Consider the following 16548-nt stretch of genomic DNA (forward strand, 5'->3'; position numbering starts at 1 on the left):
GCCGGTGAGATGTCAGAGTTCCTGGAGGATGCGCAGCGCCCGGCCGACCCTGAGCATGGTCCCGGTGTCGGCGACGTCCACGCACTCGGTGAACCACTTCTTCATCGGCGATGAGATCCGGTCGGGCATCACCACGTACGCGCCCATCGGCACCGCCAGGGGCGAGTCGCGCAGCAGCGCCTCCTCGACCACCTCGACGACGATCACGATCGGCACGTCGGTGGAGTTGTAGACGTCGGAGCTGATCACCAGTCCGAGCCGTTCCCGGGCGCCGTCGATGCGCCAGACCTCGCCCCTACGCAGCACGCGGGCGCCCGCCGAAGAGCGCGTCGTCGACCATGCCCACCTCGCGGGCGTCGGCGAGGGCGGCGGCTTCGAGGTCGAACCCGGCCCGGCCGACGGCGGCGGCGTGCGCGGTGAAGACCTCGCGCAGCGCCTTCTCCCGGGCCGCCTGGTCCATCCACGCCGACAGGGAGAGCCCCTCGCGCTTCGCGAACCGCCGGGCCTCCTCGATCGTCTCGTCCGAGAACGACAGGGTCACCTTGGCAGTCATGCCGAGGAGACTACCCAACGGTATGACCGACAGTCATCCCGCTCACCACCGACCGCCCAACCCGACAAACCCACCGCCTCCCGCCGGGCGGGGTGGTCAGCCAGCAGGCTCGACGTCGGGGCCACGCCGGCCGCCGAACACGGCGAACCGCCACTGCTTGAAGAAGCAGTCGACGTCGACCAGGCCGGCGTCGGCCAGCCAGCGGCACTGCGCGGCGACCGGCGCCGGCCGGTCGTACGCCATCCGGCCCTCGGCGGCGGCGATCTCGTCGGCGTCGGAGCCCAGCGCGGCGACCTGCCCCAGCCACACCTCGTGGTACCGCCGGTCCAGCGCAGGGGTGGGGCCGGCGACCTGCTCGGCGTTGACGAAGACGCCGCCGGGGGCCAACGCCGCCGGCAGCCGCCGGTAGAGCTCGCGCTTGCCCGCGTCGTCGAGGTGGTGGATGGCCAGCGCGCTGACCACGGCGTCGTAGCGGCCGGCGGGCAACTCCCCCGCCAGGTCGGCCCGGACCGTCCGGTGCGCGACGCCGCGGGACCGCAGGTGGTCGGCGGCGACGGCGAGCATGGCCGGCGCGGCGTCGACCAGGGTCAGCCGGATCCCCGGCACCGCCGCCGCGAGCAGCAACGACAGCAGCCCGGTGCCCGCGCCCAGGTCCAGCACCTCCGGGGTACGCCCCGCGGCGAGCGCGGCCCGCAGCGGCGGGGCGGCCACCTCGACGGCGGTGCCGTAGAAGGCGTCGAAGCAGGGCACCAGGCGCCGTCGGGCCTCGTCGTAGCTGCCCGCCACCGCGTCGAAGGCCTCGGCCACGTTCATCGCGCCTCCCAAATAACAGGATTGTTGTCTCATATTGTAAACGCCAGCCGGCCCGGTGCCCGCGTGCGGTGTGAGCGGCTCTTGACAGGACCGAAACAGACGGGACCCCGACCGGAAATCGCCCCCCGGCACGCTTTGCCGACATGACAGACGGTGCACACGCGGCGACCGGACCGGGGCGGACGCCCCGGGAGGTGGCGACGCACTGCCCGTACTGCGCCCTCCAGTGCGGGATGACGCTGCGCGAGGAGGCCGGCCGGGCGACGGTGCTCCCCCGGCAGTTCCCCACCAACCGGGGCGGCCTCTGCCAGAAGGGCTGGACCGCCGCCGAACTGCTCGACCACCCCGAGCGGCTGACCACCCCGCTGCTGCGGGACCCGGCCGGCGAGCTGCGCCCGGCGAGCTGGGCCGCCGCCCTCGACCGGATCGTCACCGGCCTGCGCGCCGTCCAGCGGGGACACGGCCGCGACGCGGTCGCCGTCTTCGGCGGCGGCGGGCTCACCAACGAGAAGGCGTACGCGCTGGGGAAGTTCGCCCGGGTGGCGCTGCGCACGAGGCACATCGACTACAACGGACGCTTCTGCATGTCCTCGGCGGCGGCGGCCGGGATGCGCGCCTTCGGCATCGACCGTGGCCTGCCGTTCCCGCTGGCCGACCTGGGCCGGGCCGACACGCTGCTGCTGGTCGGCGCCAACCCGGCGGAGACCATGCCCCCGCTGGTGCGCTGGCTGACCGCGCAGCGCGAACGCGGCGGCCGGCTGATCGTGGTCGACCCCCGGGTCACCGCCACCGCCCGGCAGGCCGACCTGCACCTGCAACCCCTGCCCGGCACCGACCTGGCGGTGGCCAACGCGCTGCTGCACATCGCGCTCACCGAGGGTTGGGTCGACCGGGAGTACGTGGCCGCCCGTACCACCGGCTTCGAGGCGGTCCGTCGCGGCGTGGCCGGCTGGTGGCCGGCCCGCGCCGAGGCCCTCTCCGGGGTGCCGGTGGCCGACCTGGAGGCGACCGCCCGGGCTCTCGGCACCGCCGAACGCGTGATCATCCTGACCGCGCGCGGCGCCGAGCAGCACGCCAAGGGCGTCGATACCGTCACCGCCTTCGTCAACCTGGCGCTCGCCCTCGGGCTGCCCGGCCGCCCCGGCTCCGGCTACGGCTGCCTGACCGGGCAGGGCAACGGGCAGGGCGGACGGGAGCACGGGCAGAAGGCCGACCAGCTCCCCGGCTACCGCAGGATCGACGATCCGGCCGCCCGGGAGCACGTCGCCGGGGTCTGGGGGGTGCCGGCCGAGGAGCTGCCCGGGCCGGGCGTGCCGGCGTACCAACTGTTGGACTCGCTGGGCACGCCCGCCGGGCCGAAGGCGCTGCTGGTCTTCGGCTCCAACCCGGTGGTCTCCGCGCCCCGGGCCGCCCGCATCGAGGGCCGGCTCCGCGATCTCGACCTGCTGGTGGTCGCCGACTTCCTGCTCTCCGAGACCGCCGCGCTCGCCGACGTGGTGCTGCCCACCGCCCAGTGGGCCGAGGAGGACGGCACGATGACCAACCTGGAGGGCCGGGTGCTGCGCCGCCGCGCACTGCGCCCGCCGCCGTCCGGCGTCCGTACCGACCTGGAGATCCTCGCCGACCTCACCGCCCGCCTCCAGGTGCCCTTCCCTGGACCTCCCGGGCGGGGTGGGGCGGACGCCGGCGACCCGCGGGTCGTGTTCGCGGAGCTGCGGCGGGCCTCGGCCGGCGGGATCGCCGACTACGCCGGGGTGAGCTGGGAGCGGATCGACGAACGCGACGGGGTGTTCTGGCCCTGCCCGGCCGAGGACGGCCCGGACACCCCCCGGCTCTTCGCCGACCGCTTCCCCACCCCCGACGGGCGGGCCCGGTTCCACGTCGTGGAGCACCGGCCGGCGGCCGAGGAGGTGTGCGCCGAGTACCCGCTGCACTTCACCACCGGCCGGGTGCTCGCGCAGTACCAGTCCGGCACCCAGACCCGCCGGGTCGCCGCGCTGCGCCGGGCCGCCCCGGACGCGTTCGTCGAGCTGCATCCCGACCTCGGCGCGCGGCTGGGCGTCGACGACGGCGAGCCGGTGCGGGTGGTCTCCCGCCGGGGCGAGTTCTGCGCACCCGCGCGGTTCAGCACCGCGATCCGGCCGGACACCGTCTTCGCGCCGTTCCACTGGGGCGGCGCCGCGCGGGCCAACTCGGTCACCAACGACGCCGTCGACCCGGTCTCCGGGATGCCGGAATTCAAGATCTGCGCCGTCCGACTGGAGAGGGTGGACGAGCCGTGAGCGAGCGGAGCGAGCGAATCATCCGGCACAGCGCGGAAGCAGGTCATGGCCGGCCGGAGCGCAGCGGAGGTCGGTCATGAGCGAGAGTGTCGTGATCGTCGGGAACGGGATGGCCGGTTCGCGGCTGGCCGGCGAGCTGCACGCCCGGGGCGGGGACCGGAAGGTGACCGTGCTCGGCGCGGAGCCGCACCGGGCGTACAACCGGATCATGCTCTCCACCCTGCTGGCGGGCAAGGTCGGCGAGCCGGACGTGGAGCTGGCCGAGGCCGCCGGGCAGGGCGTCGACCTGCGTACCGGGGTGACGGTCAGCGCCATCGACCGCGCCACCGGCACGGTCCACACCGACGACGGCGACCGCATCGCGTACGACCATCTGGTGCTCGCCACCGGCAGCCGGGCCGTGGTGCCGCCGCTGCCCGGGCTGGACGGGCCCGGGCTGCCGGAGCGGGTGGTGCCGTTCCGCACGCTTGACGACTGCCGCCGGATCCTCGCCGTGGCCGGCGGCGCGCGCAGCGCCCTGGTGCTCGGCGGCGGGCTGCTCGGGCTGGAGGCGGCGCGCGGGCTCGCCGCCCGGGGTCTCGACGTCGGGGTGGTGCACCCGGTGCCGTACCTGATGGAGCGGCAGCTCGACCCGGCCGGCGCGGCCGTCCTGGCCGGCACCCTCGCCAACCTCGGGGTCACCACCCACCTGGCCGTGTCGGCCACCGGGGTGGTCGCGGACGCCGACGGGGTCCGGCTCGACCTGGCCGACGGCCGGTCACTCACCGCCGACCTGCTGGTCCTCTCCTGCGGGGTACGCCCCGACACCGCCCTCGCCCGCGCGGCCGGGCTGGCAGTGGAGCGGGGCGTGCTGGTCGACGACCGGCTGCGCACCAGCGACCCACGGATCTCGGCGATCGGCGACTGCGCCCAGCACGACGGCAACCTGACCGGGCTGGTCGCCCCCGCCTGGGCACAGGCCCGGGTGGTGGCGCAGGTGCTCACCGGGGAGGAACCGCAGGCCCGCTACCGGCCCCGGCCGGCGGTGACCCGGCTCAAGGCGGCCGGCATCGACCTCGCCGCCATGGGCGACCCGGGCGACGGCGGGACCGGCGAGGAGCTGACCTTCGCCGACCCGTCCCGGGGCACGTACGCGCGGCTGCGCATCCACGACGAGCGGTTGACGGCCGCGATCCTGCTCGGCGACAACCCGGCGGTCGGCACGGTCATCCAGCTCTTCGACCGGGGCCAGCCGGTGCCGGCCGACCGGCGCTCACTGCTGCTCGGCCGGGCGTTCGGCGCGGCGGCAGCGGCGCCGGCCGCGACCCCGGCGCTGATGCCGGACGCGGCGACCGTCTGCCAGTGCAACGACGTCAGCAAGGGAGCGCTGGTGGGGTGCTGGCGTGCCGGGGCCCGGACCGTCGACGCCGTGGTCGGCGCGACCCGGGCCGGCACGGGGTGCGGCGGCTGCCGGGACGCGGTCGCCGGCATCGTCGGCTGGCTGTCCGAGGTGGATTCGGCGGAGGTGGCGCGATGAGCGAGCAAAGCGAGCGAATCATCAGGCTCAGTGCGGTGAAGCCTCATGACGGCACGCCGCGGAGCGGAGGGCCGTCATGAGCGAACGAACCAGCAGGCTGGTGGTCGTCGGCAACGGGATGGTGGGGCAGCGCTTCGTCGACGCGCTGCGCGCCCGTGACCCCGAGGGGCGGTGGCGGGTCACCGTGCTCGCCGAGGAGACCCGCCCGGCGTACGACCGGGTGCGGCTCTCGGCGTTCCTCGACGGGGTCGGCGCCGAGGAGCTGAACCTGCACACCCCCGACGAGGGGGTGGAGCTGCGCCTGGGCGAGCCGGCGACGGCGATCGACCGGGAGCGGCGGCTGGTGCGCACCGCGACCGGCGAGCACCCGTACGACGCGCTGGTGCTGGCCACCGGCTCGTCCGCGTTCGTGCCGCCGGTGGCGGGCGCGACCCTGCCCGGGGTCTTCGTCTACCGGACGCTTGACGACCTGGAGGCGATCCGGGAGCACGCGGCGAGGCGGCGGACGGGGGCGGTGATCGGCGGCGGGCTGCTCGGGCTGGAGGCGGCGAACGCGCTGCGCCTGCTCGGGCTGGACACCAGCGTGGTGGAGTTCGCGCCGCGGCTGATGCCGGTGCAGGTGGACACGGCCGGTGGCGCGATGCTCCGCCGGTACGTCGACGAGCTGGGCGTGACCACCCAACTGGGCGTGGCCACCACCGCGATCCGGTCCGGCCCGGACGGCACGGTCGCCGGGCTGGAACTGGCCGACGGGACCGTGCTCGACGCCGACCTGGTGGTGGTCGCGGCGGGCATCCGGCCCCGCGACGAGCTGGCCCGGGCGGCCGGGCTCGCCCTGGGCCCGCGCGGCGGCGTACTGGTCGACGGCGCCTGCCGTACCGCCGACGAGCGGATCTGGGCGGTCGGCGAGTGCGCGGCGGTCGACGGCGTCTGCCACGGCCTGGTCGCCCCCGGGTACGCGATGGCCGAGGTCGTCGCCGACCGGCTGGTCGGCGGGGCGGCCACCTTCCCCGGCGCGGACACGGCCACGAAGCTGAAGCTGCTCGGCGTGGACGTGGCCTCGTTCGGCGACGCGCACGGCACGACGCCCGGCTGCCTCGACGTGACGTTCACCGACCCGGCCACCCGGGTCTACGCCAAGCTGGTCCTCTCCGACGACGCGCAGACCCTGCTCGGCGGGGTGCTGGTCGGCGACGCGAGCGCGTACCCGACGCTGCGGGCCAGCGTCGGCGGCCCGCTGCCCGGGCCGCCGCTGGCGCTGCTCGCCCCCGAGGGCGCGGCGGGCGCGGGAGCCGGCGCGCTGCCCGCCGCCGCGCAGGTCTGTTCCTGCAACGCGGTGACCCGCGCCGACGTCGACGCGGCGATCGCCGGCGGCTGCGCGGACGTGCCGGCGCTGAAGGCGTGCACCCGGGCGGGTACGAGCTGCGGCTCCTGCGTGCCGATGCTCAAGCAGCTCCTCGACGCGGCCGGCGTGCGGCAGTCCACGGCGCTCTGCGAGCACTTCGACGCCAGCCGGCAGGAACTCTTCGACATCGTGCGCGTACGCGGCATCCGCACCTTCTCGCAACTCGTCGCCGAGCACGGCCGGGGCCGCGGCTGCGACATCTGCAAGCCGGTGGTCGCCTCGATCCTCGCCTCCCTCGGCACCGGCCACGTGCTGGACGGCGAGCAGGCGTCGTTGCAGGACACCAACGACCACTTCCTGGCCAACCTGCAACGCGACGGCAGCTACTCGGTGGTGCCCCGGATCCCCGGCGGGGAGATCACCCCGGAGAAGCTCATCGTGATCGGCGAGGTGGCCCGGGACTTTCAGCTCTACACGAAGATCACCGGCGGGCAGCGGATCGACCTGTTCGGGGCCCGGGTGGACCAGTTGCCGCAGATCTGGCGCCGGCTGGTCGACGCCGGCTTCGAGTCCGGCCACGCGTACGGCAAGGCGCTGCGCACGGTGAAGTCCTGCGTCGGCGAGACGTGGTGCCGGTACGGCGTGCAGGACTCGGTCGGGCTGGCGATCGCCCTGGAGCTGCGCTACCGGGGACTGCGCGGCCCACACAAGATCAAGTCGGCGGTGTCGGGCTGCGCCCGCGAGTGCGCCGAGGCGCGCAGCAAGGACTTCGGCATCATCGCCACCGAGACCGGCTGGAACCTCTACGTCGGCGGCAACGGCGGCTTCCGGCCCCGGCACGCCGACCTCTTCGCCACCGACCTGTCCACCGAGGCGCTGGTCCAGCTCATCGACAGGTTCCTGATGTACTACATCCGCACCGCCGACCGGCTGCAACGCACCGCCGCCTGGATCGAGGCGATGGAGGGCGGGCTGGACCACCTCCGCGCGGTCATCGTGGACGACTCCCTCGGCCTGTGCGCCGAACTCGACGCCGCGATGGCCCGGCACGTCGACTCCTACTCCGACGAGTGGCGCGACGTGCTGGAGGACCCGGTCCGGCTGCGCCGGTTCGACTCCTTCGTCAACGCCCCCGGGGTGCCCGACCCGTCCATCGCGTTCGCGCGCGAACGGGGCCAGCCGGTCCCGGTGGGCCGGGCACCGGCCGGCGAGGGCCGGCAGCCGGTCACGCTGGGCATGCCGGAGGTGCGGCGATGACCACCACGACGTCCCGACTGCCGGAGGTACGGCGATGACCATCACGATGACCAGCCCGACGCGTACCTGGACGCCGGTCTGCCCGCTCGACCGGCTGGACCCCGACCGGGGCGTCGCCGCGCTCGTCGAGGGCGTGCAGGTGGCCCTCTTCCGCACCGCCGACGGGCTGTTCGCCCTCGACAACCGCGACCCGGTCGCCGGGGCGTACGTGCTGTCGCGGGGGATCGTCGGCAGCCGGGGCGGGGTGCCGACGGTCGCCTCGCCCCTGCACAAGCAGGTGTACGACCTGCGCACCGGGGTCTGCCTGGACCTGCCCGGCGTCGCCGTGCCCCGGCACGACGTGCGCTGCCGGGACGGCCTGGTCGAGGTGCGGCTGCGACAGGAGGAGTGAATGCGCGACGAACTGGCGGGCTTCACCATCGGGGTGACCGCCGACCGCCGGCGGGACGAACTCGCCGCGCTGCTCCAGCGGCGCGGCGCCCGGGTGGTGATCGCCCCGGCCCTGCGGATCGTGCCGCTGGCCGACGACACGGACCTGCGGGAGGCCACCCGGGCCTGCCTGGACCGGCCGCCGGACGTCCTGATGGCCAACACCGGCATCGGTATGCGCGGCTGGTTGGAGGCGGCCGAGGGCTGGGGGCTGGCCGAGCCGCTGCGCGCCGTGCTGGCCGACGCGTACGTGGTGGCCCGGGGTCCCAAGGCGCGCGGGGCCATCCGGGCCGCCGGCCTGCACGACCAGTGGTCGCCCGACTCGGAGAGCTGCGACGAGGTGATCGAGCACCTGTGCCGGCGCGGCGTGGCCGGGCAGGTCGTCGCCATGCAACTGCACGGCGAGCGGCAGCCCGAGTGCACGCTGGCGCTGGAGGCGGCCGGGGCCACCGTGATCGAGGTGCCCGTCTACCGCTGGGCGCCGCCGACCGATCCGGCCCCGTTGCACCGGCTGATCGACCTGGTCGCCGGGCGGCTGGTCGACGCGGTCACCTTCACCTCCGCCCCGGCGGCCGAGGCGCTGCTGCGCGCCGCCGGGGACCGCTCCGAGGCGGTGCTGGACGCGTTCCGGGGCGACGTGCTCGCCAGTTGCGTGGGCGCGGTCACCGCGGAGCCGCTGCTGCGGCGCGGGGTGCCGGTGAGCGCGCCGGCACGGGCCCGGCTGGGCGCCCTGGTGCGGACCATCGTCGACGAACTGCCACGCCGGACGGTCACCCTGAAGGTGGCCGGTCACCTGCTCACGCTGCGCGGGCACGCCGCCGTGGTCGACGGCGAACTGCGTCCGCTCGCGCCGGCGCCGATGGCGGTGCTGCGGGCACTGTGCGGCTCGCCGGGTCGGGTGCTGTCCCGGACCGCCCTGCTGCGTACGCTGCCGCGCGGCGCCGACGAGCACGCCGTGGAGATGGCGGTGGCCCGGCTGCGCGCCGGGTTGCGTGCGCCCCGGGTGGTGCAGACGGTCGTCAAGCGCGGCTACCGCCTCCGGGTCGACTGACGCGACCCGGAGGCGGAAGCCGTCCCGATCAGCCGACCGGCGCCGGGTAGCCCCGGCCGTGCTCGGCCTCGAGGCGGAGCATGGCGTGCTCCACGACGGTCACCAGCACCTGCTTGACCGCGTCCCGGTGCCGGGCGTCGGTCAGCACCAGCGGTACGTCCGGCGAGATGGCCAGCGCCTCGCGGACCTCCTCCAGCTCGTACTGCGGCGCGCCGTCGAAGCGGTTCAACGCCACGACGTACGGCAGCCGGCGGTTCTCGAAGTAGTCCAGCGGCGCGAAGGCGTCGGTGATCCGGCGGGTGTCCACCAGCACGGCCGCCCCCACGGCGCCCTTGATGATCTCGTCCCACATGAACCAGAACCGGGTCTGGCCGGGCGTGCCGAAGAGGTACAGGATCAGGTCCTCGGCCATGGTGATCCGGCCGAAGTCCATGGCGACCGTGGTGGTCTGCTTCCCCGGCACCTTGGACGGGTCGTCGATGCCGACACCGGCCGCGGTCATCACCGCCTCGGTTCTCAGCGGGGTGATCTCCGAGATCGCGCCGACCAGGGTCGTCTTGCCCACGCCGAAGCCACCCGCGACCACGATCTTCGCGGAGATGATTCCCCGGTTTCGGCGGGCCCCGGCGGGGTCATAGCCTGCGAAGTCCACTTAGCACCCTTCCAAGGATTTCCATCCGCTCCTCGAACCCCTCGGCGGGAGCGGCAGTGTGTAGCGTCAGCAGGCTCTCGGCCACCATGTCGGCGACCAGCACCCGGGTGACGCCCAGCGGCATCCGGGTGTACGCGGAGATCTCGGCCAGCGACTGCGCCCGGCCCTCACAAACGGTGGCGATGCGGTGCTTGTCGTGCCCCGCGAAGCGGGCCTCCGCAGCCTGGGTCGCGCTGGCCGTCAGGACCGCCTCCAGGGCGATGTCCATTCGGGCCTCGGTCCGGCCGCGGGTGACCGCGTACGGCCGTACCAGCGCACCACGTGGGTCCACGCGCCGTTGGTCCATCGACGATCACCTCCTCTCCCGGCCGGGCCCCTGGTCGGGCACCGGATCCTCTCGTTCCTGCGACGCACGGTCCGCGCGTCGCGCCCGCTAGGACCGCACCGCGTCCCGGGGCAGCGGCACCAGCGCCGCACCCACGCGCTCGACCAGCAGCGCCATCTCGTAACCCACCTGACCGACGTCGCAGCTGCGGGCCGCCAGCACGGCCATCGACGAGCCGTCGCTGATCGACATCAGGAACAGGTAGCCGCTGTCCATCTCGATGACCGTCTGGAGCACACCGCCGGCGCTGAACATCCGGGCGGCGCCCTCGGTCAGGCTGACCACGCCCGAGGTGATCGCCGCGAGCTGGTCCGCCCGGTCCGCGGGCAGGTCCCGCGAGGAGGCGAGCAGCAGCCCGTCGGCGGACACCGCCACCACGTGGGCGATCCCCGCCACGCTGTCGGCGAAGTTGGTGAGCAACCAACTCATGTCCTGCATGGCCGCTGGCCTGTTCATCGACTCGTCTCCTTGGTCGAGGTGCTGTCCTGGTCCGTGCCGGCCGCCCGGCCGCGCTGCACGCCGCGGTGGTAGGCCGACAACAGGCCCCGAACTTCGTCCGGGGTACGCCGGCTGCGGTCGCGGCCGCTCCGGGGTTCGATCCCGCCGGGCACGAGCTGTGCCTGCGGCTGCCGCTTGGGCAGCCCCGAGCGGGTGGTGCCGGCGGTGGCGGGGGCCGCCGCCCGGCTGGCCCGGGACCAGCCCTCGTCCGCCGCCGTGCGCCAGGCGTCCGTGTCGGACGCGGGCGCCGCCGGGGGCGGCTCCGCGACCGGAGCGGCGGGGGGCGCCGCGGGAGGCGCTGCGGGGGGTGTGTCCGGCGTGGCGGGTCGCGCCGCGGCCGGCGGGGTGTACGCCGGCGGTGCCGGCTGCACGGGCAGCGGGGCGGTGTCGGTGCTGCCCGGCGTACGCGTGGGCAGTCGGGGCGCGCGGGGCTGCGCCGGTGCCGGCTGGGCGGCGGCCGGCGTCCCGGCGGCGGGTGCTGCGGCGCTGGGCGCCCCGGCGGCCTGCTGGGCCGCGGCCGACTGGCTGAAGTCGGGGCGGGTGAAGATGGCCGTGGCGTCGTTACCGTGCGACCGGAACCACACCGCCTCCATCTCCCGGAAGATCGGCGCCTCGGCCGGCAGTTCGGCGCGCGGGGTGATCGGCGCGGCGGGGGCGGGCGGGGCCGTGGCGGCCAGGCCGGCCCCGAGGCCGCGGCCGGCGCCCGGGTCGGTGCCGAAGCCGGTCTCCCGGGCGGAGCCGGCGAACCCCGCCGACAGCCCGGTGGCCGGCGCGCCGGCGATCGGGCCGACCGGCAGCGCCGGCGCGCCCGGGGCTTGCGCGTCCCCGCCGGGGACGCGCTTGGGCAGCGCGTCGACCGTGGGGTACGCGACGGTCGGCGTACCGACCGAGGGGACTCCGCCGGCGAAGGCCGGCCGGGCCGGGGGTGCCGCCGGGGGCGGCGACGTCAGGCCACCGGCCTGCACCGGGGCCGCGGTGTCCCGCGCCTGCTCCGGGGCCTGCCACGGCGTCGGGGCGGCGGACCGCCACTGGTCGGTGAGGGTGGCCGAGGCGGTACGCCCCGCGCCGGCCGGCTCGCCGAGGCCGGCCGGGGTGAGCGGGTTCTGCTCGACCGCGAGCGGCTGCCGGGGGCGGGTGATCTGCTGGTCCCGGCTGTGCACGGGCGGCAGCACCACCGTCGCGGCGGGGAGCGTCACCTGGGCGACGGTGCCGCCCTCCACGTTGCGGCGCAGCTCCACGCGGATGCTGTAGCGGGAGGCCAGCCGGCTGACCACGGCCAGACCCATCAGCCGGAACGCCGCGACGTCGACGCTCGGCGGGGCGGCCAGTCGCCGGTTGAGCGAGTCGAGCTGGTCGTCGGTCAGGCCGAGGCCCCGGTCCTCGACCTGGATCAGGACGTAGTCCCGGATCCGTCGGGCGTCGGCGACCACGGTGGTGGTCGGCGGCGAGAAGCGGGTGGCGTTGTCGAGCAGCTCGGCGACGAGCCGCACCACGTCGTTGACCGCGTGCGCCGCCACCGAGATGTCGGTGTCGACGGTGCCGAACTCGATCCGGTTGTAGAGCTCCACCTCGGACTGCGCGGCCCGCAGCACGTCCACCAGCAGGGCGTCGTCGCGGCGCGGCACGGCCGAGTCGGCGCCGGCCAGGACGAGCAGGTTCTCGTCGTTGCGGCGCATCCGGGTGGCGAGGTGGTCCAGCTCGAAGAGCTGCGCGAGCCGCTTCGGGTCCTCCTCGCCGCGCTCGATCGCGTCCAGCTCGCCGATCATGCGGTCGACCAGGGTCTGACTGCGGCGGGCCAGGTTGAGGAACATCGCCGAGACGCTGGTACGCAGCGCGGCCTGCTCGGCCGCCACCCGGACCGCCTCGCGGTGTACGACGTTGAAGGCGAGCGCGACCTGGCCCACCTCGTCGCGGTTGTTGAGCTTGATCGGGTCGCGTACCTGCCGGACGATCTCCTCGACGCCGCCGTCGCCGACGTTGCCGACGTTCTGCAGCCGCTTGACCGCGTCCGGCAGGTCGTGGTTCGCCACCGAGAGGGCGCCCTCCCGCAGCCGGCGCAGCGAGTGGTTGAGCGAGCGGGCCAGCACCACGGCGAGGGTCACCGCGACGATGAGGGTCAGCAGCACCAGCCCCGTCTCGATGAAGGCCTGCCGGATGACGTCCGACCGGGCCTGGTCGGCCTGGCTGAGCAGCCGCTCCTGGAGCCGGATCTCGGCCCACCGCATGAGGTCGTTGACCGCGCCGATGGCGGCGGTGGCGTCCTGGGCGGTCACCGGCGAGGTCTGCCCGACCGAGCGGGTGAGGTCGGCGGCCACCCGGTCGGCGAGGGTCACCGCGTCGCCGGAGACCGTGCTGTCGACGAGGGCGCGCTGGGTCGGGTCGGCGGCCAGGGAGAAGGCGACCAGCGCCTCCTGCTGGCTGGTCAGCGTGGCCACGAAGGAGGAGAACTGCTCCTCGTCGAGCTGGCGGGAGAGAAGAGCGGTGTAGACGACCGACTGCTCCTCGGCGACGGCAGCCTTGGCGCGGGCGAACGCGGCGACCGCGCGCCGGGCGTCCGCGAGCCGCTCGTCACCGGGCAGCTGGGCCAGCCCGTCGCCGTACGCGACCAGGTCCGTGATGATGATCCCGTAGCGCAGCGCCGCCTCGGCGACCGCCATCTGCTGGCGGTCCAGCACCTCCTGCCGGGTGCTGGCGAGCGTCTCCAGGTGCTCGTCGATGGTCGCCAGCCGCTCCCGTACGGCGGCCGGCACCTCACCGACCCGTCCGCGCTCCGCCCGGTACGCCTCGACCCGCTCGTCGGTGCTGCGCACCCGCAGGTTGTAGGCGTCGGCCTTCTGCTGCGGCGTCGACAGGAAGGTGGCGGCGGCCATCCGCTCGGCGTGCAGGTCCTGCGTCAGCGCGGAGACGTCGATGGAGAGCGCCGTCAGCGCCCGGGCCTGGTTGGCGTCGAAGGTGTTCTCACCGATGGTGACGAGTCGGACCGTGGCCAACGCGAGCACCGCGGCGACCGGCACGACCAGGATCAGGGCGAGCTTGGAGCGGATCCGCACGTCGCGGAGCCGGGGCAGCCGACGCCGCTTGGGCTGTTCGGTGTCGCCACTCGCGGGCAGGGTCGTCGGTCCGGTGCTCACGACATCGCCTCCGTCGTTTCTTCCACGCCTGCCCCGCCGACTCGCGCCCGGTGCAGCGGACTGCGCCACACGCGGCACGGCCGCGATTTCATCAGAACTGATCCTGTTTGGGAAGTCGCGGTGGGGTAGGAAACGGTCTGAGGGCTCGCATCCCGTGATCCGGTCAACTAATACCTTCAATTCTCCATGCCCTTGAACAGGGCATGTAACTCCAGAGTGGTCATCCGTGTCGTATTAGTAAGCGCTTGCAAACTTCCCGTTGCCCCACCATGTGGGATACGCGTCCCGAAACGCATCCGAGGCTCCGCTTGACCGCAGGGCCCGGCGTTGGCAAGGTTTTGCAGGCTTCGCGCACACCGTACGGCAGACCGATCCCGATCCTCTACTGAGGACGGACAACCCGGCGGTGACCGGGTACCGCCCGGGCCGCATCTGGAGGACTGAGTTGAGCCCCATCCGCTCCGCGACCGCCGCGGCGCTCGCATCGGCCGTGCTGGCCACCACGCTCACCGGCTGCCAGTTCGGGGCGGACGAGCAGGACACGAGTCCCATCGTCATCGCCGCGGACCTCGAACTCTCCGGCGCGGCCGCGCCCGTCGGCAAGGCGTACCAGCGGGCGCTGGAACTGAAGGTCGAGCAGCTGAACTCCTCCGGCGCGCTCAACGGCCGGAAGGTCGAGCTACGGGTGAAGGACAACCGGTCGGACGCGAGCGAGTCGCTGCGCAACATCGGTGACTTCAGCGCTGATTCCCAAGTCAGCGCCATCATCATGGGCGGCTGCAACGAATGCGCCGTCGGCGCCGTCCGCACCATCAACGAGAAGCGAATTCCCACCATTGCGCTCGCCGCCTCCAGCGCCGTGTCCACCCCGGTCGCCGAACGGCGGTACGTGTTCAAGCTCTCCCCGAACGCGGCCGACAGCGCCGCCGCCCTCGTCGGAGAGATGCGCCGCAAGGGCGTCCGCAAGGCGGGCGTGCTGCACAGCGACGACGCCTACGGCCGCGAGGGGTTGACCGCGCTGCGCGCCGAGTTCGCGAAGGCCGGCGTCAAGCTGCTGCGCGAGGAGGCCGTGCGCACCACCGACACCGACGTCGCCAAGCCGGTCGAGGGCCTGATCGGCAAGAAGCCGGACGCGCTGGTCGTCTGGACCCCGGCGGAGCAGGCGACGCTGGCCGCCACCGCCGCCCAGAAGGCCAAGTTCGAGGGCGAGCTCTTCTTCGACGCGTCGGCGGCCGGCGACCTCTTCCTCGGTGCCGCGTCCGCGGCGACCGAACGCACCACGCTGGTCTTCACCCAGACCATGGTGATCGACGACGTCATCGCCACCACCCCGGCCAAGGCGGCCCGCCGCCAGTGGTTCCAGGACTACACCGCCCGCTTCGGCGGCTACAACGGATCCTCGTCGTTCGCCGCCGATGCCGTGCAGCTCATCGCCGACGCCGAACTCCGCTCGGGCGGCGAGCCCGGCGAGGTCGACCGGGACGGCGTCCGCAACGTGCTGGAGACGACCCAGCTGGACGGCCTCTCCGGGCCGATCCGGATGACCCCGGACAACCACTCCGGCCTGATGCCGCAGGCCCTCACCACCCTGGTCGCGCGCAACGGCCGCTGGCGCCTCGCGGGCTGACCGTCCGGTCGGTGGTGGACGGGATCCGGCGCACGGCACCGCGTCGGACCAGCGCGTCGGTGTGGCCCGCCGTACCCCGGCGGGCCACACCATCGACCGTTGCGACGGGTCAGCGGGCCGACGTGGTGGCGCGGACCCACGGCAGGGCGAGCCGCTCGACCAGGGACAGTGCGCTGTAGAGCAGGATGCTCATCAGCGCGATCAGCACGATCGCCGCCCAGGCGGTCGCGGTGTCCCCCACGCCGTTGTACTGCAGGATCTGGTAGCCCAGCCCCGGCTTGTCGGAGTAGAACTCGCCGATCACCGCGCCGATCGCGGCCAACGGCATCGCCACCTTGAGCCCGACGAAGATCTGCGGCAGCGCGGCGGGGAAGCGCACCTTGCGGAACGCCTGCCACCACGAGGCGTTCAGCGACCGGGCCAGCTCGGCCAGGTCGTTGGGGGTGGTGGTGAGACCGGTCGCCGTGGAGAGCACGACCGGGAAGAAGCAGAGCAGGAACACCATGGTCAGGATCGGCTTCGTACCCCAGCCGACCGAGACCACCAGCAGCGGCCCGAGGGCGATCTTCGGCACCGCGTTGACCGCCACCAGCAGCGGCGCGAACATCCGCTCGACGCGGCGGGATCCGGCCAGGGCCATCCCGATCAGCACCCCGGCCACCGCCGACAGCAGGAAGCCGACCACTGTCATCGTGGTGGTGACGCCCAGCGCCGGCATCAGCACGTCGGCGCCCGCGACCAGCGCCTTCCACACCGCCTGCGGCGGGGGCAGCGACACCGGGTGCACCAGTTGCAGGCCCGACGTGACCAGCCACCAGGCGGCCAGCGTGATCACCGCGCCGAGCAGCGGCAGCCCGACGGCCGCCGGGCGTACGCCGGAGCGGCGCGGGGCCGCGGGCCGGGGCGCGGGCTCCGTCCCGGTGCGGACGGACCGGGTACCGGTCGTCTCCGTCACGGAATCTCCTCTCCTGCCGGCTTGGCCGGCACGCGACGGGGGTGCGGTCCACCG

Annotated in this window: 14 protein-coding genes; 6 read left to right on the forward strand and 8 right to left on the reverse strand. The window is 74.4% G+C overall.

Going from position 1 to position 16548, the window contains the following annotated elements; translation table 11 throughout:
• Window positions 1-12: 12 nt before the first annotated feature.
• The 3 genes from AC0OO9_RS10610 to AC0OO9_RS10620 all read right to left on the reverse strand — a co-directional run bounded on the left by AC0OO9_RS10610 (window position 13) and on the right by AC0OO9_RS10620 (window position 1366).
• Window positions 13-306, reverse strand: coding sequence for a hypothetical protein (locus tag AC0OO9_RS10610; protein WP_151454581.1), 294 nt, complete (start codon window positions 304-306; stop codon window positions 13-15).
• A complete protein-coding gene (locus AC0OO9_RS10615) occupies window positions 296-553 on the reverse strand; it encodes a DUF6364 family protein (protein ID WP_484517130.1) in 258 nt (85 codons plus the stop codon). Before AC0OO9_RS10615 ends, AC0OO9_RS10610 begins: the two co-directional genes overlap by 11 nt.
• A 96-nt stretch (window positions 554-649) precedes the next feature.
• The gene (locus tag AC0OO9_RS10620; RefSeq protein ID WP_484517131.1) at window positions 650-1366 is read right to left on the reverse strand and encodes a methyltransferase domain-containing protein; all 717 of its coding nucleotides are present in this window, start codon (window positions 1364-1366) and stop codon (window positions 650-652) included.
• Window positions 1367-1599: 233 nt separating this feature from the next.
• Between AC0OO9_RS10620 and AC0OO9_RS10625 the strand changes: the two genes are divergently transcribed.
• The 5 genes from AC0OO9_RS10625 (at window position 1600) to AC0OO9_RS10645 (ending at window position 9246) form a co-directional block, all read left to right on the forward strand.
• Window positions 1600-3648, forward strand: coding sequence for a molybdopterin oxidoreductase family protein (locus AC0OO9_RS10625; RefSeq protein WP_484517913.1), 2049 nt, complete (start codon window positions 1600-1602; stop codon window positions 3646-3648).
• Between the two features lie 76 nt (window positions 3649-3724).
• On the forward strand, window positions 3725-5164 hold the full coding sequence (locus AC0OO9_RS10630) for an FAD-dependent oxidoreductase (protein WP_484517132.1): 1440 nt from the start codon (window positions 3725-3727) through the stop codon (window positions 5162-5164).
• 76 nt (window positions 5165-5240) lie between these two features.
• Complete coding sequence (gene nirB, locus AC0OO9_RS10635) at window positions 5241-7766, forward strand: nitrite reductase large subunit NirB (RefSeq protein ID WP_484517133.1); 2526 nt, start codon at window positions 5241-5243, stop codon at window positions 7764-7766.
• Window positions 7767-7812: 46 nt separating this feature from the next.
• On the forward strand, window positions 7813-8157 hold the full coding sequence (gene nirD / locus AC0OO9_RS10640; protein WP_484517914.1) for a nitrite reductase small subunit NirD: 345 nt from the start codon (window positions 7813-7815) through the stop codon (window positions 8155-8157).
• A complete protein-coding gene (locus AC0OO9_RS10645) occupies window positions 8158-9246 on the forward strand; it encodes a uroporphyrinogen-III synthase (RefSeq protein ID WP_311410805.1) in 1089 nt (362 codons plus the stop codon). It begins immediately after the preceding gene.
• Between the two features lie 28 nt (window positions 9247-9274).
• Here the strand turns inward: AC0OO9_RS10645 and AC0OO9_RS10650 are convergent, their stop codons facing one another.
• From AC0OO9_RS10650 to AC0OO9_RS10665, 4 genes are all read right to left on the reverse strand, one after another.
• Entirely contained in the window at window positions 9275-9898 is a 624-nt protein-coding gene (locus AC0OO9_RS10650) for a GTP-binding protein (RefSeq protein ID WP_088998389.1), read from the reverse strand.
• A complete protein-coding gene (locus tag AC0OO9_RS10655) occupies window positions 9879-10244 on the reverse strand; it encodes a DUF742 domain-containing protein (RefSeq protein ID WP_088998388.1) in 366 nt (121 codons plus the stop codon). The genes AC0OO9_RS10650 and AC0OO9_RS10655 overlap by 20 nt, the downstream gene beginning before the upstream one ends.
• An 87-nt stretch (window positions 10245-10331) precedes the next feature.
• Window positions 10332-10739, reverse strand: coding sequence for a roadblock/LC7 domain-containing protein (locus tag AC0OO9_RS10660; RefSeq protein WP_067359650.1), 408 nt, complete (start codon window positions 10737-10739; stop codon window positions 10332-10334).
• Window positions 10736-13912: a sensor histidine kinase gene (locus AC0OO9_RS10665; protein WP_484517134.1), complete on the reverse strand. Its 3177-nt coding sequence runs from the start codon at window positions 13910-13912 to the stop codon at window positions 10736-10738. The genes AC0OO9_RS10660 and AC0OO9_RS10665 overlap by 4 nt, the downstream gene beginning before the upstream one ends.
• Window positions 13913-14357: 445 nt before the next feature.
• Here AC0OO9_RS10665 and AC0OO9_RS10670 point away from each other — a divergent pair, with 445 nt between their 5' ends.
• Window positions 14358-15539, forward strand: a complete 1182-nt coding sequence (locus tag AC0OO9_RS10670) for an ABC transporter substrate-binding protein (RefSeq protein ID WP_484517135.1) — start codon at window positions 14358-14360, stop codon at window positions 15537-15539.
• 109 nt (window positions 15540-15648) lie between these two features.
• Here the strand turns inward: AC0OO9_RS10670 and AC0OO9_RS10675 are convergent, their stop codons facing one another.
• The gene (locus AC0OO9_RS10675) at window positions 15649-16494 is read right to left on the reverse strand and encodes an ABC transporter permease (protein ID WP_484517136.1); all 846 of its coding nucleotides are present in this window, start codon (window positions 16492-16494) and stop codon (window positions 15649-15651) included.
• Window positions 16495-16548 lie beyond the last annotated feature (54 nt).

Source organism: Micromonospora sp. USAFONa4 (assembly GCF_057197825.1).

Excerpts from the sequence above, each read along its gene's own strand:
- AC0OO9_RS10615 (WP_484517130.1), bottom strand. The coding sequence starts at position 553 with ATGACTGCCAAGGTGACCCTGTCGTTCTCGGACGAGACGATCGAGGAG.
- AC0OO9_RS10620 (WP_484517131.1), bottom strand. The coding sequence starts at position 1,366 with ATGAACGTGGCCGAGGCCTTCGACGCGGTGGCGGGCAGCTACGACGAG.
- AC0OO9_RS10625 (WP_484517913.1), top strand. The coding sequence starts at position 1,600 with ATGACGCTGCGCGAGGAGGCCGGCCGGGCGACGGTGCTCCCCCGGCAG.
- AC0OO9_RS10630 (WP_484517132.1), top strand. The coding sequence starts at position 3,725 with ATGAGCGAGAGTGTCGTGATCGTCGGGAACGGGATGGCCGGTTCGCGG.
- nirB (WP_484517133.1), top strand. The coding sequence starts at position 5,241 with ATGAGCGAACGAACCAGCAGGCTGGTGGTCGTCGGCAACGGGATGGTG.
- nirD (WP_484517914.1), top strand. The coding sequence starts at position 7,813 with ATGACCAGCCCGACGCGTACCTGGACGCCGGTCTGCCCGCTCGACCGG.
- AC0OO9_RS10645 (WP_311410805.1), top strand. The coding sequence starts at position 8,158 with ATGCGCGACGAACTGGCGGGCTTCACCATCGGGGTGACCGCCGACCGC.
- AC0OO9_RS10655 (WP_088998388.1), bottom strand. The coding sequence starts at position 10,244 with ATGGACCAACGGCGCGTGGACCCACGTGGTGCGCTGGTACGGCCGTAC.
- AC0OO9_RS10660 (WP_067359650.1), bottom strand. The coding sequence starts at position 10,739 with ATGAACAGGCCAGCGGCCATGCAGGACATGAGTTGGTTGCTCACCAAC.